General features: G+C 40.6%; 28 protein-coding genes. 5 read left to right on the forward strand and 23 right to left on the reverse strand.

Annotated features, from left to right (window positions below; translation table 11 throughout):
• Positions 1-227: 227 nt before the first annotated feature.
• The 11 genes from ABVF21_RS08910 to ABVF21_RS08960 all read right to left on the reverse strand — a co-directional run bounded on the left by ABVF21_RS08910 (position 228) and on the right by ABVF21_RS08960 (position 6539).
• Entirely contained in the window at positions 228-1085 is an 858-nt protein-coding gene (locus tag ABVF21_RS08910) for an SDR family oxidoreductase (RefSeq protein ID WP_303529965.1), read from the reverse strand.
• A 141-nt stretch (positions 1086-1226) separates the two neighbouring features.
• The gene (locus ABVF21_RS08915; RefSeq protein ID WP_371018055.1) at positions 1227-1511 is read right to left on the reverse strand and encodes a hypothetical protein; all 285 of its coding nucleotides are present in this window, start codon (positions 1509-1511) and stop codon (positions 1227-1229) included.
• Positions 1512-1538: 27 nt separating this feature from the next.
• Positions 1539-1712: a hypothetical protein gene (locus tag ABVF21_RS08920; RefSeq protein ID WP_194220631.1), complete on the reverse strand. Its 174-nt coding sequence runs from the start codon at positions 1710-1712 to the stop codon at positions 1539-1541.
• 23 nt (positions 1713-1735) lie between these two features.
• Positions 1736-1951 (reverse strand): hypothetical protein, encoded by a 216-nt coding sequence (locus ABVF21_RS08925; protein WP_303529968.1) that lies wholly within the window; start codon positions 1949-1951, stop codon positions 1736-1738.
• A 39-nt stretch (positions 1952-1990) separates the two neighbouring features.
• A complete protein-coding gene (locus ABVF21_RS08930; RefSeq protein WP_303529970.1) occupies positions 1991-2218 on the reverse strand; it encodes a hypothetical protein in 228 nt (75 codons plus the stop codon).
• A 101-nt stretch (positions 2219-2319) separates the two neighbouring features.
• Positions 2320-2688, reverse strand: coding sequence for a hypothetical protein (locus tag ABVF21_RS08935; protein WP_303529972.1), 369 nt, complete (start codon positions 2686-2688; stop codon positions 2320-2322).
• An 18-nt stretch (positions 2689-2706) separates the two neighbouring features.
• A complete protein-coding gene (locus ABVF21_RS08940; RefSeq protein WP_303529974.1) occupies positions 2707-2874 on the reverse strand; it encodes a hypothetical protein in 168 nt (55 codons plus the stop codon).
• A gap of 343 nt (positions 2875-3217) precedes the next feature.
• Positions 3218-3733 (reverse strand): DinB family protein, encoded by a 516-nt coding sequence (locus ABVF21_RS08945; RefSeq protein WP_371018056.1) that lies wholly within the window; start codon positions 3731-3733, stop codon positions 3218-3220.
• A gap of 239 nt (positions 3734-3972) precedes the next feature.
• On the reverse strand, positions 3973-4227 hold the full coding sequence (locus tag ABVF21_RS08950) for a hypothetical protein (RefSeq protein WP_371018057.1): 255 nt from the start codon (positions 4225-4227) through the stop codon (positions 3973-3975).
• A 226-nt stretch (positions 4228-4453) separates the two neighbouring features.
• Positions 4454-5827 carry a sensor histidine kinase gene (locus ABVF21_RS08955; protein WP_371018059.1) on the reverse strand — a complete coding sequence of 458 codons (1374 nt, stop codon included), beginning with the start codon at positions 5825-5827 and terminating at the stop codon, positions 4454-4456.
• A gap of 22 nt (positions 5828-5849) precedes the next feature.
• Complete coding sequence (locus ABVF21_RS08960) at positions 5850-6539, reverse strand: response regulator transcription factor (RefSeq protein WP_303529982.1); 690 nt, start codon at positions 6537-6539, stop codon at positions 5850-5852.
• 182 nt (positions 6540-6721) lie between these two features.
• On the opposite strand from ABVF21_RS08960, the gene ABVF21_RS08965 reads away from it, so the two are divergent.
• Complete coding sequence (locus ABVF21_RS08965; protein ID WP_303529984.1) at positions 6722-7090, forward strand: PepSY domain-containing protein; 369 nt, start codon at positions 6722-6724, stop codon at positions 7088-7090.
• Between the two features lie 140 nt (positions 7091-7230).
• Here ABVF21_RS08965 and ABVF21_RS08970 read toward each other — a convergent pair whose 3' ends face one another.
• The 5 genes from ABVF21_RS08970 to ABVF21_RS08990 form a co-directional block, all read right to left on the reverse strand.
• Positions 7231-7692, reverse strand: a complete 462-nt coding sequence (locus ABVF21_RS08970) for a hypothetical protein (protein WP_303530469.1) — start codon at positions 7690-7692, stop codon at positions 7231-7233.
• Between the two features lie 2 nt (positions 7693-7694).
• Positions 7695-8483, reverse strand: coding sequence for a hypothetical protein (locus tag ABVF21_RS08975; protein ID WP_283152753.1), 789 nt, complete (start codon positions 8481-8483; stop codon positions 7695-7697).
• Between the two features lie 218 nt (positions 8484-8701).
• Positions 8702-9958, reverse strand: a complete 1257-nt coding sequence (gene secD / locus ABVF21_RS08980) for a protein translocase subunit SecD (protein ID WP_283152754.1) — start codon at positions 9956-9958, stop codon at positions 8702-8704.
• A 104-nt stretch (positions 9959-10062) separates the two neighbouring features.
• Positions 10063-10269, reverse strand: coding sequence for a hypothetical protein (locus tag ABVF21_RS08985; protein ID WP_283152755.1), 207 nt, complete (start codon positions 10267-10269; stop codon positions 10063-10065).
• A 119-nt stretch (positions 10270-10388) separates the two neighbouring features.
• Positions 10389-11315: an alpha/beta hydrolase gene (locus ABVF21_RS08990; RefSeq protein ID WP_371018060.1), complete on the reverse strand. Its 927-nt coding sequence runs from the start codon at positions 11313-11315 to the stop codon at positions 10389-10391.
• 147 nt (positions 11316-11462) lie between these two features.
• Between ABVF21_RS08990 and ABVF21_RS08995 the strand changes: the two genes are divergently transcribed.
• Positions 11463-12362: an ArsR/SmtB family transcription factor gene (locus ABVF21_RS08995; RefSeq protein WP_371018061.1), complete on the forward strand. Its 900-nt coding sequence runs from the start codon at positions 11463-11465 to the stop codon at positions 12360-12362.
• A 102-nt stretch (positions 12363-12464) separates the two neighbouring features.
• Here the strand turns inward: ABVF21_RS08995 and ABVF21_RS09000 are convergent, their stop codons facing one another.
• From ABVF21_RS09000 to ABVF21_RS09030, 7 genes are all read right to left on the reverse strand, one after another.
• Entirely contained in the window at positions 12465-13388 is a 924-nt protein-coding gene (locus ABVF21_RS09000) for a zinc-dependent metalloprotease (RefSeq protein ID WP_371018062.1), read from the reverse strand.
• Positions 13389-15173: 1785 nt separating this feature from the next.
• Positions 15174-15305, reverse strand: a complete 132-nt coding sequence (locus tag ABVF21_RS09005; protein WP_283152758.1) for a hypothetical protein — start codon at positions 15303-15305, stop codon at positions 15174-15176.
• A gap of 203 nt (positions 15306-15508) precedes the next feature.
• A complete protein-coding gene (locus tag ABVF21_RS09010) occupies positions 15509-15670 on the reverse strand; it encodes a YvrJ family protein (RefSeq protein ID WP_194220617.1) in 162 nt (53 codons plus the stop codon).
• A 70-nt stretch (positions 15671-15740) separates the two neighbouring features.
• The gene (locus tag ABVF21_RS09015) at positions 15741-15959 is read right to left on the reverse strand and encodes a DUF2922 domain-containing protein (protein ID WP_194220616.1); all 219 of its coding nucleotides are present in this window, start codon (positions 15957-15959) and stop codon (positions 15741-15743) included.
• Between the two features lie 38 nt (positions 15960-15997).
• On the reverse strand, positions 15998-16216 hold the full coding sequence (locus ABVF21_RS09020; protein WP_226616647.1) for a DUF1659 domain-containing protein: 219 nt from the start codon (positions 16214-16216) through the stop codon (positions 15998-16000).
• Between the two features lie 196 nt (positions 16217-16412).
• On the reverse strand, positions 16413-17252 hold the full coding sequence (locus tag ABVF21_RS09025; RefSeq protein ID WP_303530008.1) for an aldo/keto reductase: 840 nt from the start codon (positions 17250-17252) through the stop codon (positions 16413-16415).
• Positions 17253-17458: 206 nt separating this feature from the next.
• Entirely contained in the window at positions 17459-19273 is a 1815-nt protein-coding gene (locus ABVF21_RS09030) for a sulfatase-like hydrolase/transferase (protein ID WP_371018063.1), read from the reverse strand.
• 225 nt (positions 19274-19498) lie between these two features.
• Here ABVF21_RS09030 and ABVF21_RS09035 point away from each other — a divergent pair, with 225 nt between their 5' ends.
• The 3 genes from ABVF21_RS09035 (at position 19499) to ABVF21_RS09045 (ending at position 23274) form a co-directional block, all read left to right on the forward strand.
• Complete coding sequence (locus ABVF21_RS09035; RefSeq protein ID WP_371018064.1) at positions 19499-20965, forward strand: flavin monoamine oxidase family protein; 1467 nt, start codon at positions 19499-19501, stop codon at positions 20963-20965.
• 247 nt (positions 20966-21212) lie between these two features.
• Positions 21213-22658: an alanine/glycine:cation symporter family protein gene (locus tag ABVF21_RS09040; protein ID WP_371018065.1), complete on the forward strand. Its 1446-nt coding sequence runs from the start codon at positions 21213-21215 to the stop codon at positions 22656-22658.
• A gap of 265 nt (positions 22659-22923) precedes the next feature.
• Positions 22924-23274 carry a glyoxalase superfamily protein gene (locus tag ABVF21_RS09045; protein WP_303530017.1) on the forward strand — a complete coding sequence of 117 codons (351 nt, stop codon included), beginning with the start codon at positions 22924-22926 and terminating at the stop codon, positions 23272-23274.
• Positions 23275-23306 lie beyond the last annotated feature (32 nt).

Raw genomic sequence — 23306 nt, forward strand, 5'->3', positions numbered from 1 at the left:
CCCTATAACATGATCGAATCAATGACACTCATCACAATTGAGATTCATTATCAATTATAGAGTTTTAACTGACCGAATACAATCTTTTCTTCGCTTAAAAAACCGCACACTCATGAATGCTGATCCATGAGTGTGCGGCTTATCTTGGTTAAGGCGGTTTGGCCAATAAATTTCATTTTTGGCCAATAAACGGAGCTTCCGGCCTAACACCGGGCCGTCTACTCGCATTAGGAGGACATATAGTCCCCACCGTTTACGTGAATGCACTGGCCTGTCATGTAAGAACCGTCATCAGATGCTAGTAAAACGTATGGACCGAACAGTTCAGAAGGCTGCCCTGGGCGTCCCATCGGATTATCGGTTCCGAATTCTGCAACGGAATCTTCGTCAAATGTAGATGGAATGAGCGGTGTCCAGATCGGGCCTGGTGCTACCATATTTACACGGATGCCTTTGTCTACAAGGCTCGCAGCCATACTGCGTGTAAACGCCACGATCGCGCCTTTTGTAGAGGTATAGTCAATTAGCACCTTATTTCCTGTATAAGGATTAATGGAAGTCGTGTTAATGATCGAGCTTCCTTTTTGTAAATGCGGCACTGCGTACTTCGTCATGTTAAAAACAGAATAGACATTTGTTTTAAACGTTTGATCCCACTGCTCGTAAGAAATGTCTTCAATGCTTTCAGTTGGAAACTGAATCGCCGCGTTATTCACGAGAATGTCGAGCTTCCCAAAGTGATCAAGCGTTTTATCGATTAGATCCTTGCATTCTTTTTCTTCCGAGACATCCCCCGGAATCAACAGACATTTGACGCCTTCTTGCTCAACAAACTTCTTCGTCTCGTCGGCGTCGCTCTGTTCTTTCTCAAGATAGTTAATCGCAACGTTCGCGCCTTCTTTCGCATAAGCAATCGCAACCGCGCGACCGATTCCACTGTCACCGCCAGTAATGAGCGCTACTTTTTGATCCAGTTTGTGACTGCCTATGTAATCATGCGGTTGATCAGGCATTGGCGTCATTTTAGATTCGATACCAGGCTGTTCAGGCTGCGTTTGTTTTGGTTGTCCGTTTTGATTATTCACGTGATCTCTCTCCTTCTCTCTTCATTAAGTGAGTTTTTTATGCTGTTTTAATGAAATACCACGGAAGGAAAAAGTGTAAACTTCTGTAAGCGAATCCAGAATGAAAAGGGTAAAAATGTAATAGCCGTTATCTGCTACAGTCTAGATACCGAAGAAATAAGTTATCCATGTAGCAGCGACGGCGATACCAGCAATAAGAGACAATCCGATATTTAACATCGCAAGATTTTTTCGACCATCCGCTATGTTTTTTAATCCAGTAAGAAGCAAACGAATAAACCAAAACGTTAGTAAAAAACCCCAGCCTATATAATCATTAAATGGATCTGAATCAAACAAAAATTGAATAGCTCCAATGAAGAGAGCGGCATTAATGAGTCCCATTACTATTTTGCGGAGTTTCTTCCCCTGACGATTTTCCTTCATTTCCATCTCCTTTCGCTCCAAGTTCACTTATTTCATTTTCTTGATCAAATTCTTCCCCACTACTCGAGCGAGGAGTCCAGCGATTAAAGCGATGACGATGCTGATAACCGTGTTATCCGTCCACTCTTGCCCAAGGGCAAATCCAATCGCTAGCGCAATGCCGATGACAAGCCCTAACATCACTCCTTGCACTTGACTCATGTTCTCACCTCCAACTGAACGCTCTAGTCTTCTGAATCTCCGAAACTTTCCTCGCTGCTATACCGTCGACTCGGATGATCGAGAATCTCACCATATTTCCACAGGCGAACTTGCCTTAGTATAAGCCCAACAAAAAGACCAGCCATCGCGATGATTAATCCCGCTTTATAGCTGGTTAGAAGGGAGAATAACAATAAAAAGCAGGAAGGAATCGCAATGATGATCTGAACTCTTTTCATCGATGTCCTCCTATTGATCTTTTTCATACTGATCGCTTATTAATCAAACTGCTGAATGTAATCAAACGGAAAGGTTAATGAAAAATAGCCGAACGCTAAAGTTACGACTGCGAAGAAAACCAAATTCATGACCTGGATTTGCTGTGACTTAGCGTAGCTTTTATGAATGAGGAACAGAATCACAGCGTTCGGTAGCATCAATAAGAGATAAAGTTTTACCAACAGACTACTCTCCACACTCTTACTAAAAACCACTCCGTCATTCATCAGAAACATCCCGTTAAAAAATAAAATCGGACATAGAATGAGACACACCACACTATATAACACCAACAATAATGAAATCCCTTTTAATTGAGCAATTCGGCTCACTGAAATTCTCTCTCCCTTTTCAACTTCTTCCACAGAACGACTAATTGAAGAAGTGACATGATGACGATAACCTGGACCCCGAGATTACTAAATGAAATGCCTAAAGTTGATTCACCCCCGACTAATTTCAAAACAGCTAGCAGAAACAGCAAATAGATGATCATAAACAGCTGAGACTGAAATAACTCTTTTACTGTATATTCTCTCAAGCGTTTGAAAAGAAACGATGCAACAACAGTCCCAAACATAAGCAGAAGTAGAATGGATGAAGGAAAGGTCTCTTGTAAACTCATATCTGGAAAATAATCATAGATCAATAACAACGTGATAGAAAACAGAAACAAACCCTCTATCGCTTTTGCCAAAACCTTGCTTCTCTCCTTTCATCTATCAGACGGTGCTTTCTCTTTCTCAAGCAGCCGATCAACTTTAGTTTCTAATCGATCAAGCTTTGAGCTTCTCTTTCTGAAACTCACAACGATGAAGACAATCCCACCCAGAACGCCAAACATTAAAAGAAATGCAACTAATTGAAATAGGATATCCCCCATATAAAAACCGCCTCTTTAGTAGTTTGAAATAGCTTTTTATTACACATCGCAATACGAACACTAGCCACTACACTTATGATGGCTATAAATTTAAGTAACATATTCTCCAAAACTCTCAAAGGATAATCCAAGTAAAACCATTCCGAATAAACTTACAAAGCCGGCCAACATGAATTTCACAACTTCCCCCCTCGATCCCCACCTTAATTTTACCATTTCTTCAATGATTTTGTTTCCCTCGTTTTCTATTATGAAGGTGATTTTCATTGAGAAAAATAAAAAAACGACAACTCATAATGGCTGTAGCCCTTTACGAGTCGTCGCTTCTATTATCATTATGAATTCATCCTTGTTCAGGATAGTCCAAATAGCGGTTGATATCGGATGGCGTTAAGAGATCGGTGTCCGTCGGTTCATAACCTAGAGCTCGCGCAAGTGTTACGATCTGCCCTTTGTGATGAAACTCATGCGTAATCGTATGCGTCATTAACCATAGCGGAGACAGCTCTTCTTCCTCTTCTTGCCCCGGTACCTTGCGACTTATTTTCTCATCATATCGCTCGTCATATTCTTCTAGAAAACGATAGACGAGCTGATCAACACGTTCAAACACGGTTCTCATTTCATTTACATCCGTTACATCGTCCACTTCTACGACTGGCTCTTGCATTTCCAAAGCAAAGCGACCTAACCAGCTTTCATAGCACTCTGCGATATGAACGTGTAAATTACGAATCGAACCCCATCCGTATCCATCTACTTCTTTTAAGTAATCATCCTGATCGATTTGCTCACAGAAATGAAAGAGAACTTTACGCGTGTGTTTAACTAAATCATATTGCTCTTTTAGTACGTTCATTGCATTTCCTCCTGTTATCTTAAAGTGACTTCTGTCCGTCACTCGACCGTCTCAAACTATTGCTTCTATCTTCTACTCTTTATTCCTTTTCAACGGTGAACTAAACCTATACTTTTTTAGTGAGTTTGCTCTCAAATCATAGAAATTCACATGACATTTGAACTAATTATGGAGTTACATGTTGGACAATATCTCATCTTTTTTCACTATAAAAATAGAAATAAAGCTTCCTCTCAAGATCAAGAGAGAAAGCTTACTAGTAAAAAGGCTAAGCCGATCAAAATATACTTTAGTGGAAACTGTGATCCTTTTCCTTTTGAAGAAAATTTCCTTATGTCACCTATCACAATGAATAGAAACACAATCGCAATCACATACAGAAATACTTCACTAATTGAAAAAAGAGAATACACTAATCCGATTAACAGTATCATTGCGATAATTCCGATCAAACTCAATGGAATCATCGTAGGTTTAAACGTTATGCTTTTCAATCGCACTCTCCCTTAGTTCCAGAACTTCGAACCACTTCTTCAGCTGTCTGCGTGAAACGTTGCCTAATCATAGAAATAGAGGGAATAAACTTATTAGGATTGTCAATTCAGCCGCTTCCTCTTCCCAATTAATTTGTTTGCGTTACAATAACCCCCACTTCACTTTAGCATATTTATCCATTATTAAGCGATTCTCCCATTGAGAATTTATAAAAAAAGAACCCTCCTAAGAGGATTCATTGTGGATGCTAGAGGACACTTTTTTCATTGACAATAAGACTGTAAACGTACTTCCCACATCGACTTCACTTTTCACTTGGAGCTTACCTTGATGGTTCTCCACTAACTCCTTTGCGATGGAAAGACCTAGCCCGGTTCCTCCCGTTTCACGTGAGCGGTTTTTGTCAACGCGATAGAAGCGTGAAAAGATTTTCGACTGTTCCTCTTTTGGAATGCCGATACCAGTATCGGAAACGCTTAGTACAGCACCATCATTATGTGTTAAGTCAACGGTGATCGTCCCTTCCTCCGTATACCTCACGGCGTTTTCAACTAAAATAACCGCAATTTGCCGAAGCTGCTCAGCATCTCCTAACACAGTGACATTCTTTTCAAGATTTCCGATAAGATGTATTTCCTTATTTCCTTCGAATTGACTGATCACACGCTCAACAATACGAGTAAGATTAACGTTCTCCATCCTACTTTCAAAATGTTCATTACGAGCGATCGTAAGCATTTGTTCTAAAATATGCTTCATTCGGTTACTTTCATCATCTAACGCTTGAATTGACTTTTCCAAAACAGATGGATCGTCCTTCCCCCACCTTTTAATTAAATTCAAATGACCACGAAATGCGGTTAGTGGGGTTCTTAATTCATGTGAAGCATTGGAAACAAAGCTTTTCTCTCGTTCAAACTGTTCTTCTAGCTCCTGAAGTAGCTGATTGAACGTTCCGGCAAGTTCCTTCAGCTCTTTAGGATTCGAAGGTTCAAAAATCCGCTTCTGCAGATCTGACGAACCGTCTATTTTACTCACTTCATCCGTCATGTTTAGAAGCGGGTGCAGCTTCTTTTTTGTAAATTGATAAATCAAAATGGAGCCAATTATAATACTTACTATCCCTGTGATGAGAAGGATAAAGAAAATAAGCTGAATGAATTCAAACTCATCTTCCATATCGACTTTTAAATGAATATTACCATCGGTAAAAGATACATCGTTTCGATAAAATAACCCTTCCTCTTTGTTCCATATAAACTGATCAAACAACGGCAGGTTTACTTCATCACTTATATCTAGTATTTCGTCGTCTCCTCTCGATTGCGCGAGAATTTTCGCTTCTTCACGGATTTCAACATAATAATCGGCATGATCCGGATACAATACTTCATCAAGTGACTCCTGAACATCATCTTCCCGTACAATCATCAGCAATTTTTCTTCCATCGCTCCAACATCATCCTGTGTTCGATCTATCAAGAAAAATCCGATTGTACCAAGCACAACGATACCGATTAGGATAAGGGCGATAATAAACTGCCACACGTACCATGATGTAAATTGATGAAGTAGCGATTGATTTTGTTTTTTCTTCATGCGATTCCCTCCAATCGAACGCTTATGAAGAGCGAAGGATGTAACCGATTCCTCTAACCGTATGAATAAGCGTTGGTTCATACTCTCGATCTAACTTGTTGCGAAGGTAGCGGATGTAGACGTCGACCACATTCGTCTCTCCAACAAAGTCGTAGCCCCAAACCGCTGAGAGAAGCCACTCGCGACTGAGCGCCTCGCCTTCATGTTTCATGAGAAAAACAAGCAAATCAAACTCTCGCTGAGTGAGTTCAATTTCATTGTTTTCCCGTACGACGCGCCGACTTTTTACATTCACTTCAAGATTCGCAATCGTTAACTTATCTTCATCCTGTTGCTTACTTTGAGACTGAGCGCGTCGTAATACAGCACGAATGCGCGCAAGCAATTCTTCAATTTCAAAAGGCTTTGTAATGTAATCATCCGCACCACGATCAAGACCGAGAATTTTATCCCCCACATAATCTCTGGCAGTAAGGATAATAATCGGAACGCGACTCGTTTTACGTATCCGTCTACAAACTTCCAGTCCATCAAGCTTCGGAATCATCCAATCTAATAAAATAACGCTCCATTCTTTTTCTTGAAATCGAGCCATCGCTTCCTCTCCATCACGCGCCGCTGTCACGTCGTACCCTTCATGCTCAAGCTCTAACTTCATGAACTGAATAACATTTATTTCATCTTCTACAAGAAGAATTGATTCTTTCTCCATCTCTCCTCACCCCTTATTTCTTCTTCCTCTATTGTAACTACCCTTAACGTAAGAAACATTAAATAGAAAATGAGAATTTCATGAGAAAAAGCTCATCCATTTCTCATCCTGCTGTCCTTTTTTTATTAGATTCGATCCGTATCATAAGAAGTGTAGAAAAAACAGTTCAAGGAGGATAACTAATGAATATGAAAAAAACACTTATTATCGGCGGAACCGCATTAGGCATAGCTGGAGGAGCTCTTCTCTATCAAGGATCAGACGGTATAGAGAATGTGCTCGCTTCGGGCAATAACGAAAGCAAACTAATTGAGGAGGCTAAAATTTCTGAAGCTGAAGCTGAAAAAATCGCATTGGAAGAGGTTTCCGGAGACGTGATTGAAAAAGAAGTCGAGAAAGAAGACGGGAAGATCGTTTATGAGTTCGATATCAAAACCGATACCGGTGAGAAAGAAGTTGAAATTGACGGCATGAGTGGCGATGTTATTCAAGTTGAAGATGATGGTGAAGACGATGATGAGGAACAGAAGGAAGAGTCCGTAACTCAGTAATAAACTAAATCATGTTTGAGTTTATCTTAAATTATAAATTTAGACCAACACCCTCCTCCGATCGAGGAGGGTGTTGGTCCTTTATGGTCATGGGTTTAATGTGTACACGATTCTTTTATTATTAACTACTTCTTATTCACTCAATGCATCACTTTCGCCAATCCTAAAGCTAAATGTTCCCAAAGAATTTTTTCAACGACCTCCCCGTCAGTAATATCGCAGTTCACAATTAAAATCACTTCAGATTGTTTCCCTTTTAACTGTCGCTTTTTCTTATTAGTTGTCAATACAATAATCAAACGAATCACCAACCCAGTAACAAAACCAACGATCGCTCCGATTAATCCCCAATAGATTGGTCCCCACTTCCATTCAAAACCAAGGCTAGCAGTAACTACGGAAAACGCCGTGGCTAACGGCATTGCAATGTCAATAAGCGATATCCCGTCTGACCGATGGAGGGTATCAAATATCTTTCTATTTTCTTCACGATTATCAAGTGGGACTGCATAGATATCTTCTCGCTTAATACCGACCTTTTCTAGATTTGAAATAGCTATTTCTAAAAAGATATTATTTTCAAAAGTTGAGAACACTTGCATACTCATACCAGTTTTTTCCCTTTCAACATACAGAATGATGCTGCTTGATAATTCTTTTTAAGGAAACGCCTTTGACTTTTTTCATACAGCTTATTATTTTCGACTGTATTCATGTAAGCATCGAATATAGCAAAACCGTATAAAGAAGGAAACATGAGTAACCACTCCGGTTTTAGAACACTAGTCGCCAATTCAATTTCACCTAAGAACAGCAAAGATACTCCTTCTAGCATGTGGGAATAATAAAAGAATATAACACTCCAGATGATTACGACGAAGGCACTTACAATCCTATGAATGTATAGCTGCCCGAGCCCCGGCATAAGTAATGACCATAACGCCGCTAAAAACGGGCTTCTTTTATCTAAGTAATTGATTTCTAATGCCCCTATACTAAAAGAATTGATTTCATGATCTTCTCGTTCAGCAAGGATATAAACATTATTCATATCAACCGTTGATCGATAACTATCCCATATGGCGAAGATGTAAACTGGAATGTAGATAAGGAGCCATCGGGTATCTAAAACCGTTTTTGCCATAGATATGTTCCCCTGAAAAGAATAAATCATGGCAAGGTTCACGTGCGCTTTTAAGTTAATCACAACTTCCCATGCTAATAACAGAAAACCTCTTATATACTTAGAAAGCAATAAGTGACCAAACCCTGGAAAAGAGACAGACCACCAAGCAATAATGTAAGGATTTCTTAAATGGATTTGCGTGGTTCCAAGGATACTTACATAAGCTTTATACCTTCTGGCTGTATTATCGTTCTTGTAATTATCCAATTAAACTCACCCTCACATCCAAAATGATGCTGTTATTTTCTCCTCATCCACGAATAATTATCACAATCCTTATTAGTCACACTATAATACCGAAAATGAGTTGGAAGAAATACAATTTTCAGCTCATACATTTCAATGATTCGCCACCTATGAAATTAGAAGAAACAAAAAAAGCTCAAGATAAGGAAATATCCTTTAATCTCTTGAGCAAATATTGTTTAAGATTTACTATCTTGATTCCATTCCACGAGCTTTGTCTCCCCAATCATATACAACAGAAGTCGCAATAGCGCATAGCATGTTAGAAATCCAGCAACAATGCTAATCAATAGCATTGTCGCAAAACCTTTCACACTGCCTACGCCGAATACAAACAGTCCTGCCGCAGCCATTAATGTTGTGAGATGCGCATCAGCAATCGTAAGAAACGTTCGATTCGACGCTTGCATCACTCGCTCTTCAAATGACAAACGACGATCCTCTATTTCTTTTAAACGTTCAAACGTAATGATCGTCGCATCTACCGCCATACCAAGACCAAGAATGAAAGCAGCCAGTCCTGTTAACGTTAGGACGCCTTCCAGAAAAACGAAAATTCCTATAGCTAAATAAAGATAGCTGATCATACAAAGGATCGAGAGCAAGCCCAGCCAACGATAGCGCCAAATCATGAATAAAAAGATAAGCGTCATAGCTATGATTCCCGCTATCATCGTATTTTTCAACGCCTGTTCACCAAGCTGACCACTAACAGATTGTGAAGAAATCTCTTCTAAAGGAGCAGGGAGATCTCCAGTGCTAAGCGCTTTGGAAAGGAGTTCTGCTTCTTTTTGGGTGAATTCACCTGAAATCGCCATCCCGGAATTTTTTGTCCAGGCCTCATTTATATATCCTTCGAAAAGAATCTTTGAATCTTCCTTTGCTTTCTCTTTTATATACGCATCCCCGTCAACGTAATCAAGCCATAAAGCAAGACGTTGATCCTCATAAGTCTTAGTCACGTTTCTCATATCAATGGAGTCGCCGAACTCGATGGTCACGACGGGGGCAATGTCCTTGGAATACTGTTCTATTCCGACAGATTTGAAATCAGTGGACGAAAGGACAAGATTGTCATCTGTATCCCGAAACGTAATATTTCCGCCAATGGAAATAAACTCGCGCGCTTCCTCCTGATCTTCCACGCCAGGCACCTGTATGCGAATGCGATCTTCATCCTCAATCGTAATGACGGGCTCGCTAATACCTAGCAAGTCAATCCGATCACTGATCAGAGCAGCTGTTTGTTTGACACGTTCTTCTTCTGGTATGTTTTTTTCTTCGTAAGGATCCTGTACTTCATAAAGAATCTCAAACCCGCCCTGTAAATCTAGTCCGAGCTTTAATTCTTCTTGAATGGTTTTAGACGTTGTAATCATTAAGAGAAATATAAGTGCGATGGTGATCGTAGTGGAAATGATCCAGCTTTTTTTCATTAAGTAACAAACACCTTTTGTGAGAGTAGAGAATTCAAATCATGCCTGTCTCTTGCTTATCTAACTGTTCATGGGGATTTCACTATGAGGCTCGGAAAAATCATTTAAGCATTATTTGGCTTTCGCTTTCGATATGAGCGATACAACGAGTTACCGATAAACATAGCAAATCCATAACAAACCGCTACGATCGTGAAAGCAATAAGATTGTCATTCACAATTAAGAGCACACCTACAAGGATAAAAAGCATGAGTCCTAAAATATTTATCCTCCAATATGGTTTCGACAATAGCTGTTTTCTAGACTCCATTTCCACCACTCCTTTTTTGATGATCAATGACTTTCTATACTACTTGTACGATTTCACTTCTATTTGGTTTCATTTTCCAGATAAACAAAAATTGTCTAACTCATTTTGGAGAAACGTTCTTACTGCTTCGTTACAAAACGAACCGCCTCTTCCAACACATTGGGAAATTCATTCGGCCATTCATGCCCGATGCCTTCATTTACAATTAGCTTGCAAGGTATCTGATAATCTTCAAAAAGTTGAGAAGCTTCCAATACACTTTCATAGAAAGGATCTTGATCACCCGTTATAATGCATCCTCTTGCCTCGGGGTTCAGCTGATTGTGCAAAATTTCTTTTAGTGAATGGATATCGAAAGCTGGTGCAACAGCAATAAAGAAATTAAACTCTTCCATATCATTACTTAAGCTCATTTGAGTTGCGATACTTCCTCCTTGCGATGCGCCGGCGAGTATTTGTTTTTTATCTGATATATCAACACGTTGAGTAAATTCACAATACGTCTTTCTTACATCATTATAAGCAACAGCCATATCATCCCATGCGTAACATTGGTAGCTGAAAAGTTGAGAAGATTGAGGAAATCCCATCAAGTACTTCGTGACGAGATTCTCATCAGACCACTGCTCCGCAAAGTCTTTTGCATTTGAACCTTTCCAATGCAAAGGAAAAATGACCGTATCCGCTTCAGAATGCCCCTGAATGGTTAACTCCGCATGTGCAGATGCTTTTGTGTTTTCAAAGATCTCACGACATTGACTTACGATCGACTTAAATTCTGGGTGGGCTTGCAAGGGGGTCAACTCTGGATCAGATGTTAGAATTTCCGGGTTCCACCACAGTCCATGTTTGAGAACTTCTTTTAGTTCACCAACACCTTCTTCGTTCTTCCCTTCCATTACATAAATATTCGCTCTCCAATGACCCAACCGATCTCTTTTATGAGGAAACTTTTCTTTCGCTTCTTCCATAACACGCAAAGCTTCTTCGTTTTCTTTACTTTCCACAAGTTCAATCACCCTATTCTGTAGATCAGCAAACCTCATTGTAAAAACCTCCCAATATCTTAATTAGTTCAATATTAATTGAACTAATATATTAAGTCAATGTTTAAGTAGTTAATGTTTTGATTATTCTAATTAGGAACACCGTATGGTAAGATATGAAAAAAAGAGAGATATGGAGGGACACCTATGCCATTGCAAGTTAGAACGCTTTCTTCACCTGTTTATGAACTCTTATTAAGCATTTCGTTATATAAAAGACAAACATTAATGAAATATTTAGATCTTGGCGCAAAGTGGCCTAAGGATATTGAATTGTCCATTTCCCCTGAGTTACATTCTTTGATTGCTTCAAAAGAGAACTTGTTCTTTGAAGACATATTAGTTTTATTGATTGAACAATCACCATACAAAGACAAAATCGATCTCTTCTTTGATTGGTTAGGAAATCTATCTGGCGGTGAGCTTTTTGAACGAATCGCTCCTTTATTAGACGTTGATCGAACACTTCCTGCTGATCTATCATCACAAAGAGATCAATCACTCACGTTGTTAAAAGCCTGGAATGAGCAATATTTTCAACACATGGATCCCGATCTTTCTGGCCGATTAAATCGTGACGCAGAAGAGAAAAACGATAAGCTTAAGAATCAATCACAAGAGGATGTTGTTTTAGAAGCGAGTCATTTCATCATTGAAACGACTAGCGTGAAGAGCGTTTGCTTGATTCCCGCCATTCACCTTCAACCTATGTCGTTTATCGATCATTTGAAAGATACGCTATACATCACCTATCCTCTTAAAGATGCGAAAGATGAACTAACTGAAGTTCTTCGTTTCACCAAAGCGCTAGGGGATGAAAAACGACTAAAGATCTTGAAGTTTTTATCTCACGAACCTTCTACTTTCACCAATATCGTTTCGGAATTTGGTATGGCAAAAGGGAATATCCATCATCATCTTTCCATTTTAAGAGGGGCTGGATTGTTGAATATTCACGTCAGGGATAAGCGGAATACATTTTATTACAGCACAAACAAAGAAATCGCAGAAGAGTTACGTAAGAAGGTGGATCAGTTTCTTAAATAGTGCCTGTCACCACCTGATAATTCGGCTAATCTACGCCTTTTAAATGAAAAGAGCGCTCAAACGAATCGTTTGAGCGCTCTCACCTATTGCTACTGATATGTATTAATTTCCATACCAACCTTTATGTGCTTCTATTAAATTATCATGATCTTCGTCCCAATAATCAACACTATAAGAATAGTCATAGTTCATAATGCATTTAATCCCACTGCCTTGAGCATCGTGATTTAGTCCATAGTTATGAGAGAATTCGTGCTGAGCCGCGTGCCATGTATTCGTTGCGCCCTGATCGAGGTTAACTGATACTGCACTACCATAAGGTGAGTTCGGATAAACATAAGCAATACCGCCTGAGTTGAAATTAGCATCTCTCGTGAAACCTACTACAAAGTCGTATCCATTTCCATTCCAGTCCTTGTCCATGTCCTGAAGAATCTCAGATGCATTTGCCCCTTCAGAAGTCCACTCACCAAGAGCTTTAATCTCAAAATCAATGTTATGATCACGTGTAAACCCATTATCCGCGTTCTCAACAATGTTTTGCGTGAGCGTTTGCCAGTCGCTATGTGCAGCACGATACTCTTCATCCGCAGCAATCAATACGGTCACTACGCTAGCATCAGTTGCAGTTGGTGTTGTCGTTCCGCCTGAACCTCCAGTTGATCCTCCGTTACCGCATAATAGAATACACAATTCGCCTTCTTCATTAACCTGTTTTTTAGCATTCTTTTTGTTTTGTTTGTCTGCTAGTTTGTCTGCTTTCTTTTCTGCATTTTTCTTGATTTTCTTTTCTCCGATTTTCTTACCTTTTTCATCCAAAACATCCGCTACTGAAGAACTCTCCACTTCAGCTGGACGATCAAACTTCTCTTTCCCTTTTGTTTTGGCTTTGGGAAGTTCATGACCGATCGTAACCTCTGACCCCTGTGAATCTAGCTCTGCTGTTTTTGCACTTGTTTCCCCGAATCCTGGTACGATAGCGATTGATAATGCAAGCGTCAATGCTACAAGTCCTTTACGTTTCATACGTGTTCCCCCTGAGAAGTATTTTTAACACATCTCCTAATCTATCACATGGGTTCGACACTTCGCGGGGGCCAATAGATAGAAATCAACCGATATTTTCCAGGGGAAAAAAAGAACGGTTTTTCTTAACAAAAACTTAACACCGACATTTATTAAGAGGATCATCATTCATTTTTTCATCTCAAAGGTTCACTCAATTTCCAGAAAATGAAGCAAAATAATTAGAATGACTCCCCCCCAATTTAGCTTGTCTTTATATCATTTCCCTCTAAAAACTCATATACTATTTCATCTATGAATGAAAGAGGTGATTAAAAATAGATAGCATAAGATGCCCGAAATGTTGTTCCCTTATTTGTAATCATGAATGCAAAGGGAGCTCAACATATAAAAAACATTGTAAATGTAGAAAGTGTCACTGTTGCAAATGCATCTGTCCTCCTGGGCCTCCTGGGCCTCCTGGGCCTCCTGGACCTCCTGGGCCTCCTGGGCCTCCTGGGCCTCCTGGACCTCCTGGGCCTCCTGGGCCTAGCTTAAACACGATTTATTTAGCTGCAGAAACAGTACCGAGCGGACACTTTATTGGAGTTGGGACAGCTGATCTTAACTTTGAAGAAACAACTGTAGTCGTTCCATTTAGCGGTCTTATCACTGGATTAGTCTTTAGTATTCGTGATGAGATATTAACTGCAAATGAAAGTGTAACAGCTGAAATTTATAAAAGTTCTGATTGTGGATTCACTTCTACCCCTACTGGAATAATCGCAACAGTTATGGGACCAAATAATGCAAATACACCTAATTGCTGTGCTACCGCAATTGGTAATTTATCAATTAATCAATGTGATCTTTTATCAGTAAGAGTAACACATAGTAGCGGAGAAGCATTACAAGATGGTGCTACAGCAACCATTATTACAACAATTTAAACTCCTTGAGAATAGTGCCTGTCACCACCCAAAACCACTCGAATGGTTATAGATTTTGTCGAGTGTACTGAAATGAAAAGAGATCCCTCCGAAAGAAGGGATCTTTCTTTCATTATTTAAGGTTATATCCATATTTTCATTGCCCCTCCTAACTTTCCTCCAAACTACTTTCAAGTAAATATCATACTCAAACGAGAACTACTTTTGTAAGAAGTCATTCAGGAAAACCTGGATACAACTACTAGAATTACTGATAATGTGTTTGCTCTAAAATCTTCTTCCATCCCTTTGCTCTCAAGTGTAAGATTTTAATCGTCCCTCGAAACAGATGAAACATATAGACACTCTAAAATGTACCATTCATTAATATAGGTAATTACGGAAAACACCTCCATGATAAACACAATGTGTACATAACCCACTATCTATATGAAGATATTCCCGTCCTGGCCCATGATACTTCCCAATTGATGCTAAATAAGTGCAATGAACTTCAGCTGATGAATATTACCGACTAATACACCGCTATCAAAATAAGAGGTAGCCATTTTCTTTTTTCACCTAACGTCAAACTCTGATCCGCTTCCCCCTGCTTCCCTATCACCTTTCTTCTCTATTTATCTTTCATATCTTTTAGGCTCTTCAACCACTGAAGGCACTAGATCAGATAGGAAACATTGGACAGAGAATGACTACCTTTACAGCGCCGACAAGAAGCATCAGCGCTGTAAAAGTAGCCGCTCATTACTACTGAAGTATACTGAGACCTTCTGAGGTTTCCACCGTATCACCCGATTTGAACGCTTGAATTTCTTCAACAGCGCGCTTTCTACACATTAAACCAGCCCAATGTGCGTCATCTGCGCGCTGCTACCGTACCGTAGTACGCCTGGTTACCTACCCGAACCGTTAAAGGCCGTTCTCGCCATAGCTTCTCACCACAGAAACCGGGAACTGTGTATTTTTGAGAACGCTGAATTTTCTGCATCGGCTTCAGCTCACCTGACAAGTTTTGTTTTTAAACGTGTGGTAGGCGTTCCACGTTCTGATCAGCGGCGCACTTGAAGAAACCTCACTATCTCTCATTTTAAATAGAGCTTGGGAAGCCGCTGTTCTATATGAAGTTGATCGTGCCATTATGTAATAGGGAAAATGGGAGAGAGGCCCCCGCCTTCTCTCCTGTGCAATACATCACCCTGTATGTTGATTCGAACTTCGAGCGTTTAAGTGATCTGGCAGCTGCAGAATCGTATCGTTCAGCGTATCGAGCTTCTGTTCAATGCGGTGCAGCAAATAAAGCGTCACCACAACCGGGAAGCCAACATCGCTAATGAGAGACATCCAGGACTCCATTCCTTCCCCCTCCTCGTTCGTTTAATAGACTTACTAAAAAGGAAGGACAATTGCCCTTCCTTTAAACTACTTAACCGATGATAATGTCGTTCTCATTACGTTCAACGATACGAGCGCCTTTTTTCGAAACAAGATCGCCTCCGCTCGTTGTAAAACAGTTCTGCGTAATGAGCGTATCCATCGCCGCTGCGATTGCAGCTGGATTAACAGGCTCGACTGGATCGCTTAGAGTGATGGAGAACGGTTTGTTGTCACGCGTGTTGAATTGAAGTTCTAGTGTTTTAGCCATTTGGGATTCCCTCCTTTCTTCCCTTTATTGGTGACTACTTACGACTGAAGATCAGATGAATCATTGCGCTCAACTGCGAACAAATTGTGCTGTTGAAGCGGTGCTAATGCCAATGCGACTGCAAAAAGCGCATCAGGCGTAGCAGAAGTTTTCACGTTGTTGAAGTTCTTGCTGCGGAAAATGGATTTACCGTTTTCGTCAACGCCTACTTCAAGTACCATGCGAAGCTGCGTATCCATGAGAGATGCTGTTGCCATGTCGACCACCTCCTTTCACCTTATATATCGTTTGGAAAGTGGGAAAAGGGGCATTGGGGGAAATAAAATTATCTGGAACTAAAAAAGCCGACCCCACAATGGGACCGGCTTCGTTAAAAGATACTATTAGGAATCTGTGAATACTTCCAAACAAAAGGACCGCATTAAAAGTGCGGTCCTTCTTCTATCATCGCTATTACATTTTAAAATCGAATTCATCTGGGTGTGGGCCGCTACGAGCATTGTCATTCAATGCATCAAGCTGCTTCATTTCCTCTGAAGTGAGTTCAAAATCAAAGAGATCGATGTTCGCTTCAATGCGCTTTTCGTTCATTGATTTTGGAATTGTAATCACGTTATGTTGAAGATCCCAGCGAAGGATTACTTGCGCTACAGATTTATTGTACTTCTCAGCAATGCCAGAGATTGTTTCATTATTTAACAACTCACCAGCCATTAGTGGAGACCATGCTTCCACTTGAATGTTGTGCTCTTCGCAATACGTTCTGACTTCTAATTGTGTCAGACGAGGGTGGAATTCGATTTGGTTAATCACCGGTGTAATCTCGAAGTTTTTACGAAGATCTTCAAGATGATTCACATGGAAGTTACTAACACCAATTGAACGAACACGCTTTTCTTTGTATAGCGTCTCAAGTGCTTTCCAAGGCTCCTGGTATTTGTTATCCCCTGGCCAGTGAATAAGGTAAAGATCTAAATACTCAAGACCTAGCTTAGATAAGCTTGTTTCATAAGCTTGAATCGTTTCATCGTAAGATAACCCGTCGTTCCATACTTTTGAAGTAATAAAGAGCTCATCTCTTGTTACGAGACCTTCTTCAATCGCCTGATTCACGCCACGACCAACACTTTCCTCGTTGCCATAGATCGCTGCTGTATCAATGCTGCGGTAGCCTTTCTTAATAGCCGTTTTCACTGCTTCGACTAATTCTTGGCCTTCCTCTACTCTAAATACGCCGTAACCTAGTTCCGGCATTTCAATATTGTTATTTAGTGTTTTTGTTTGAACAGTCATGATTCATTGCTCCTTTCAATACTCCATTCATTGGTTTACCCGTAGATTTGATTTTAAATCTTCTCATCGAGAAAATCACGTTAAACGCATTATAGAAGTGGAAGGTGCCTGTCACCACCCGTTATTTGGCGTTTCATGTCGAAGGAGGAAGAGCATTTGCTCTTCCTCCTTTGTTTTCTAGTACATAGCAACAGTAAAGCTCTTTCTTAAGTAAACTCACATGGCGGCATCCCCGGTACTGCTCCACTCGAAGGGGAGAGGCGTTTTTGGCGACATTGTTCTTCTAGTACGAGATTTAAGATTTTCTGTACTTCTTTTGATTCGGGTGTTTCAAAGTCAGGATGAGCGAGGTTTTTCTCCTCTAGGGGGTCAAGTGTTAAGTTATACAATTCGAATTCATCTGGCACCGGGGTTGTTTTCGTAGTCGTGATGCACTCCGAAACCTGTTCATCTGCATTTGGTGGAACAGGGTCGGATTGAGTGACCGTAACATCCGAGACTCCAGGGTTACTCCAAAACTGAGGATTATCATAATACCGTCCATATTTCCAGATTTCTTTCTTTTTATCGCTTCCAGTAGGAAGCGTAGTAATAACGGCTTCAATATGATTCGGTTGAATAACGGACTCATAAGGCTCACCCGTTACGGTCACCTGATTCGGCCCCCTCGTCACGTCATCATCCGTCATAAAGTATAGTGGTTCATTAGCACGATAAAATCGCTTCCTACCTGACAATAATGGGGTGAGGTCTCTTCCAACAAGAGGATGAACTTCTGTATGATCAAGACTTAACATCTCTTGAACTTCTTCCTCATCGATTCCCGCAAGCCCTAACATAGTTGGCAGAACGTCCACGTGACTCGTTAGCATCGTTGTGCTCTCTTTACCTGAGAAAAGAGACGGACTATGAATAATCAGCGGAACATGAATCGATTCCTCATACATGTTATACCATTTTTGATAAAGTTCCCCGTGCGCGCCAAGGAGATCGCCGTGATCTGAAAGGAAAAGAACAATCGTATCTTCATAGAATATCGATTTTTTCAACGCTTGAAAAACTTTCATCATCTCGTTATCTGCCTGTTTCTGTAGAGAATAATAGAGCTTTCTATAAAAAGGCGTATCAATTAAAGGCTGTAAAGCTTTAGGATACACGTCGCGATAGCTACTTTGTGCACGAGGTTTTGTGTGAAGAGATTCTAAAGATGTAGGCGCTTTAGGGATGAACGGAACAGTGGGATCGATTTCAAAGTTATAAAGAGGAAGTTGCTCAGCGATCACGCCATACAGAGCAATATCATGTGGATTAATGAACGAGCTCATGATCATCCACGGAGGCGTTTCCTCTTTTTCTTCCTGCTCAAGGCATTGAATTAAGTCCACCACTTCAGTAGCATACACTACGTCTCGTCCGCTGACCCCGATGGCAGCCGATGAACCGGAATTACGAGGATTGGCACCATGTGGTTCAGGTCCAATCCATCCGTTAAAGCCAAATCCATCTAACCGACTTGCTTCAAGGTACTCCTGAACATTTTCTTTATCAGGCACGCCCGTAGAAGTATAGCTTGGTAGGGCATTGTTTGTCCCCGGAATAATAATATCCACTTCAGAAGCGTGCCATTTCCCTTTCCAGTACGTACGGTATCCCGCTTTACGCAAATAGTCTCCCATTGTTGGAACAGTATTGGGATCGAGCCAAAACATATCTGGATCAAACGGCGTCTTTGCTGCACCACTCGTTTGCGTGACTCCGTGAAGAGAAGGATACTGACCTGTATATAATGTTGTTCTACTTGGTGAACAAGCCGTACTCCCAGCGTAGTGATTTTTAAATTCGAATCCATTTTCTCGCAACAACTCTTGCACCAACAGATTTTCCTTGCTCCACTTCTTTATATCCTCATTTTCATAGATTGAGGGATATCGTTGCTCATCCACCATTAATATAAGAAAATTCGGCTTTTTACACCGTTTTGTAAAAAGAGAGGTGCGAGGCTTCGAATGATCTTTCCTCATGATTCTTTTCCTCCTTCAACTAAAACCCTTAACCCTATTCATGCATTTTCAGTAGTCTATGTAAGCGCCCAGGAAACGGTGCTTCTTAGTGATCAGTCTTGCCGCAATCCACCTAATTCTTTCAACGAATGCGCTATTTTTCATAACCTATTTTTCTATCACATACATTAAGAAAGGAAAATATTAGAGGGCTTCATAGCTTTCAAGAGGAGGCTCGGCTAAAATATGGATCAACCGTTCTCTTCATTACGCTATCCAGAAGACTTGCTGTCTCTTATTCAACATGGTCTACCGGGAAAAAGCAGCCCTAAGCACGTCATCATAATTGGAGCTGGACTGTCTGGATTAGTCGCAGGGTCGTTGCTACAGCGGAACGGCCATCATGTGACCATTTTAGAAGGTAATGATCGCATTGGCGGGAGAGTTTATACTTTAAGAAAACCCTTTTCACCGGGACAGTATATGGACGCCGGGGCAATGAGAATTCCAGATAACCATGCTCTTGCACAGGAATACATCAGACATTTCCACCTCCCAACTCATCCGTTTCTAAATGCCACATCAGAAGATTTGATTTTCACGAACAACGTGTTAAAGACGCGAGCGGAATACGAAAAGAATCCTGATATTCTCAGATTTCCTGTAGAAGAAAGCGAGAAAGGAAAGACAGCTACAGATCTGTTTCTTGAAGCAACAAAGCCCTTCATCGACCTTTATAAACAAAGTACGCCTGAAGAGCAAGAAAAGCTCGTAGCTGAATACGGAGAATATTCAATGGGGGAATTTCTGCAGTACAATCCACTAGGTAAGCCATTATCACTTAACGCCATTCGTTACATTGGTGTGATGCTTGGGATTGAAGGCTTTCCAGAGTTTTCTTTCACAGATATTCTAACGGACATCATCTATCCGATTTTCAGTAAAGAAATTCAGTTCTTTCAAATTGATGGTGGGAATGATCGCCTCCCTCTCTCATTCGCGAACGAGTTGCAAAATCAAATCTACCTTAATCAAAAAGTAATCAAGATCAAGCAGTCAAAGCGCGGCGTTACTGTTACAACACTCAACCCAGAAACGAATGAACGGTATCAAGTGAAAGGCGACTTTGCTATTGTTACCGTTCCTTTTTCTGTTCTGCAATTTATTGACATTGCTCCCTACAACTCCGTGTCCTTTAAAAAATGGCAGGCCATTCGTGAACTCATCAATGTTCCTGCTGTGAAAATTGGAATCGAGTTTCGTCATCGCTTTTGGGAGAAAAATAACGTCGGGAATGCTATAACGGATTTACCGACAAGATTTAGTTATGTGCCGAGTGAAGGGAGTGGTTCAAAAGGACCTGCTGTCTTATTAGCAAGCTATTCCTGGGGAGAAGATGCTGTTCTCTGGGGAAGTTTACCGCAAGAAGAATTGACGCGCATCTTACTAAAGGACCTCGCCAAAATATACGGCGATGAAGTGTATACAGAATTCATCAAAGTCGTTCCTTTTAATTGGAGTCGAAATCCTTACTCAGCTGGGTGCTTTACTCTTTTTACACCCGGACAAGAAAACAACCTCGGTGACATTATTAAGCAGCCTGAGGGGAAGCTTCATTTTGCCGGAGAGCACACCTCCTCTTTTCACGGTTGGATGGAAGGCGCCATCGAATCTGGCCTGCGGGCAGCTTATGAAGTGAACACGGATGAGTAAGCCTAATGGATCCCGTTAAGAACCACTAGTAATAAATCAGGTGGCTTCTTAACGGGTTTTTTGTATTCTTTAAACCTAATAAATAAGGAGACTTCCCCTTCAAGCCAAGTTACTGGTAACTATTACTACATATTGCATAAATGTTGTAATTTGTCGGAATTTATTGATAATTTGTCGATTTTCTGTATAATTAAAAATAGATTTGAATTTTCAGAAAATAATTAACAACTAGAGGAGCGACACAACTATGGCTGAATTTCTATCCGGTATTATTGATTTTTCAAATAACATTCTATGGAGTTATGTATTAATTGCAGGATTACTAGGAATCGGAATTTATTTCACGATTGCTTCCCGATTTGTTCAATTTCGATTTTTTGGAGAAATGTTTCGCGTATTAGGTGAAAAACCTGATTACAAAGATGAGGCCAAAAACATCTCCCCTTTTAAATCATTTTGCGTCGGTGCAGCTACACGTATCGGAACAGGTAACTTAGCAGGAGTGGCAGTGGCCATTACGCTCGGTGGTCCTGGTGCTGTTTTCTGGATGTGGATTGTGGCACTTCTAGGTGGTGCGACTGCCTTTATTGAAAGTACACTCGCTCAGGTTTATAAAGTGAAAGGGAAAAACGCGTTTCGCGGTGGACCTGCTTACTATATTGAAAAAGGCCTTAAAGCAAGATGGCTTGGCATTATCTTTGCCGTTCTTATTGCGATTACTTTCGGGCTTATCTTCAATTCAGTACAAAGTAACACGATCTCATTAGCATTTGAGAATGCCTTTGGAGTAAATCGTCTTGTGATCGGATTAATCATTACAGCGATTACGGGGCTTGTGATCTTCGGCGGCGTTCACCGCATTGCGAATTTATCTAGTGTGATTGTTCCTGTTATGGCGATTCTTTACATTGTTATTGCGATGATTGTTCTCATTATGAATGTAGCTGAATTACCGTCTGTCATGGCTTTAATTGTTAAGAGTGCATTCGGATTTGAACAAGCTTTAGGTGGAGCCATTGGTGCGGCTATTATGAACGGTGTGAAACGAGGACTATTCTCGAACGAAGCTGGTATGGGTAGTGCCCCGAACGCTGCAGCTACTTCAACGACTTCACACCCGGCTAAACAAGGTTTGATTCAATCATTAGGTGTATTTGTCGATACGATCTTAGTTTGTTCGTCAACAGCGTTTATCATCTTACTTGCCCCTGTATTCCAGACAGGTGATGTAACGGGGATTGAATTGCTTCAGAACTCACTAAACAGCCACGTTGGCGGCTGGTCAGGCATCTTCATTTCAGTAGCTATCTTTCTATTTGCTTTCAGCTCAATCATCGGTTCTTACTACTATGGTGAAACTAATATTGAGTTTATTAAAGAAAGCAAGCCTGCGCTATTTATTTTCCGCCTCGCAACGATGGGATTTGTGCTTATTGGTTCCGTCTCTAGCTTAAGTCTTGTTTGGAAAATGGCCGATTTATTCATGGCCCTGATGACAGTCATTAACTTAATTGCAATCGGGTTACTAGGTAAGATTGCATTCAAAGTATTGAAAGACTACGAAAATCAGCGCAAGCAAGGCAAAAACCCAGTCTTCAACCCAACTAAGCTTGGCATCAAGGATGCAGATGCCTGGATCGAAGATGAGGAAGAAGATGAAGAGGAATCTAAAAAAGAAGAAGCAGTAGGTTAATAGCGACATTTCAGAGCCCGGTGTATACACTCAGCCGGGCTCTTTTGCGCCCATCACTATCTTTTCGTTAGAAATTCCAAGATTACCGAACACCTAGGCTTTCATAACTTCTTCACCCTTTTTTTGACATACCCTTTTTAAAGTTCCTCATTCGTTATATGATAAGAATATGGTTAGACATCCCACTCATTTATTGTGATGGATAATCTAATTTAGATAATGGAATATGTTGTAAACTACGAAGAAAGGCAGGTTCTTTCTACTTATGATTACACCGATTTTCCGAATCTTTGATACTGAAAAGGCCACTGACTTTTATCGAGATTTCCTCGGCTTCAACGTTGATTGGAGGCATCGATACGAAGATAATATGCCCGAATACATTCAGGTTTCCTTTCATGACGCTCTTATTCATCTCACGGAACATCATGGAGATGCTTCTCCTGGAAGTTCAATAAGGGTGAAATTAAACAACGTCGAAGACTATCATCACACCCTTACTCAGAAAGAATACGCCTATGCCAACCCTGGCATGAAACACACTCCCTGGAAAACAATCGAAATGACCGTCACCGACCCTTTCTTAAACCGGATTACGTTCTATGAGGAAGAGTAGCTGGGAGCGGGTGCCTGTCACCTCCCGCTTCT

It is taken from the genome of Pseudalkalibacillus sp. JSM 102089, assembly GCF_041366475.1.
Lineage (GTDB): Bacteria > Bacillota > Bacilli > Bacillales > Guptibacillaceae > Guptibacillus > Guptibacillus hwajinpoensis_B.

What these genes read in the sequence shown, in the direction of transcription:
- ABVF21_RS09035 (WP_371018064.1), top strand. Translation starts at nt 19,499, where the DNA reads ATGGATCAACCGTTCTCTTCATTACGCTATCCAGAAGACTTGCTGTCT.
- ABVF21_RS08990 (WP_371018060.1), bottom strand. Translation starts at nt 11,315, where the DNA reads ATGAGGTTTGCTGATCTACAGAATAGGGTGATTGAACTTGTGGAAAGT.
- ABVF21_RS08955 (WP_371018059.1), bottom strand. Translation starts at nt 5,827, where the DNA reads ATGAAGAAAAAACAAAATCAATCGCTACTTCATCAATTTACATCATGG.
- ABVF21_RS08925 (WP_303529968.1), bottom strand. Translation starts at nt 1,951, where the DNA reads ATGAAAAGAGTTCAGATCATCATTGCGATTCCTTCCTGCTTTTTATTG.
- ABVF21_RS09030 (WP_371018063.1), bottom strand. Translation starts at nt 19,273, where the DNA reads ATGAGGAAAGATCATTCGAAGCCTCGCACCTCTCTTTTTACAAAACGG.
- ABVF21_RS08995 (WP_371018061.1), top strand. Translation starts at nt 11,463, where the DNA reads ATGCCATTGCAAGTTAGAACGCTTTCTTCACCTGTTTATGAACTCTTA.
- ABVF21_RS09015 (WP_194220616.1), bottom strand. Translation starts at nt 15,959, where the DNA reads ATGGCTAAAACACTAGAACTTCAATTCAACACGCGTGACAACAAACCG.
- ABVF21_RS08970 (WP_303530469.1), bottom strand. Translation starts at nt 7,692, where the DNA reads ATGCAAGTGTTCTCAACTTTTGAAAATAATATCTTTTTAGAAATAGCT.
- ABVF21_RS08940 (WP_303529974.1), bottom strand. Translation starts at nt 2,874, where the DNA reads ATGGGGGATATCCTATTTCAATTAGTTGCATTTCTTTTAATGTTTGGC.
- ABVF21_RS08915 (WP_371018055.1), bottom strand. Translation starts at nt 1,511, where the DNA reads ATGAAGGAAAATCGTCAGGGGAAGAAACTCCGCAAAATAGTAATGGGA.
- secD (WP_283152754.1), bottom strand. Translation starts at nt 9,958, where the DNA reads ATGAAAAAAAGCTGGATCATTTCCACTACGATCACCATCGCACTTATA.
- ABVF21_RS08930 (WP_303529970.1), bottom strand. Translation starts at nt 2,218, where the DNA reads ATGAATGACGGAGTGGTTTTTAGTAAGAGTGTGGAGAGTAGTCTGTTG.
- ABVF21_RS08985 (WP_283152755.1), bottom strand. Translation starts at nt 10,269, where the DNA reads ATGGAGTCTAGAAAACAGCTATTGTCGAAACCATATTGGAGGATAAAT.
- ABVF21_RS08960 (WP_303529982.1), bottom strand. Translation starts at nt 6,539, where the DNA reads ATGGAGAAAGAATCAATTCTTCTTGTAGAAGATGAAATAAATGTTATT.
- ABVF21_RS09010 (WP_194220617.1), bottom strand. Translation starts at nt 15,670, where the DNA reads ATGGAGTCCTGGATGTCTCTCATTAGCGATGTTGGCTTCCCGGTTGTG.
- ABVF21_RS08945 (WP_371018056.1), bottom strand. Translation starts at nt 3,733, where the DNA reads ATGAACGTACTAAAAGAGCAATATGATTTAGTTAAACACACGCGTAAA.
- ABVF21_RS09000 (WP_371018062.1), bottom strand. Translation starts at nt 13,388, where the DNA reads ATGAAACGTAAAGGACTTGTAGCATTGACGCTTGCATTATCAATCGCT.
- ABVF21_RS08920 (WP_194220631.1), bottom strand. Translation starts at nt 1,712, where the DNA reads ATGAGTCAAGTGCAAGGAGTGATGTTAGGGCTTGTCATCGGCATTGCG.
- ABVF21_RS09025 (WP_303530008.1), bottom strand. Translation starts at nt 17,252, where the DNA reads ATGACTGTTCAAACAAAAACACTAAATAACAATATTGAAATGCCGGAA.
- ABVF21_RS08965 (WP_303529984.1), top strand. Translation starts at nt 6,722, where the DNA reads ATGAATATGAAAAAAACACTTATTATCGGCGGAACCGCATTAGGCATA.
- ABVF21_RS09020 (WP_226616647.1), bottom strand. Translation starts at nt 16,216, where the DNA reads ATGGCAACAGCATCTCTCATGGATACGCAGCTTCGCATGGTACTTGAA.
- ABVF21_RS09040 (WP_371018065.1), top strand. Translation starts at nt 21,213, where the DNA reads ATGGCTGAATTTCTATCCGGTATTATTGATTTTTCAAATAACATTCTA.
- ABVF21_RS09045 (WP_303530017.1), top strand. Translation starts at nt 22,924, where the DNA reads ATGATTACACCGATTTTCCGAATCTTTGATACTGAAAAGGCCACTGAC.
- ABVF21_RS09005 (WP_283152758.1), bottom strand. Translation starts at nt 15,305, where the DNA reads ATGCAGAAAATTCAGCGTTCTCAAAAATACACAGTTCCCGGTTTCTGT.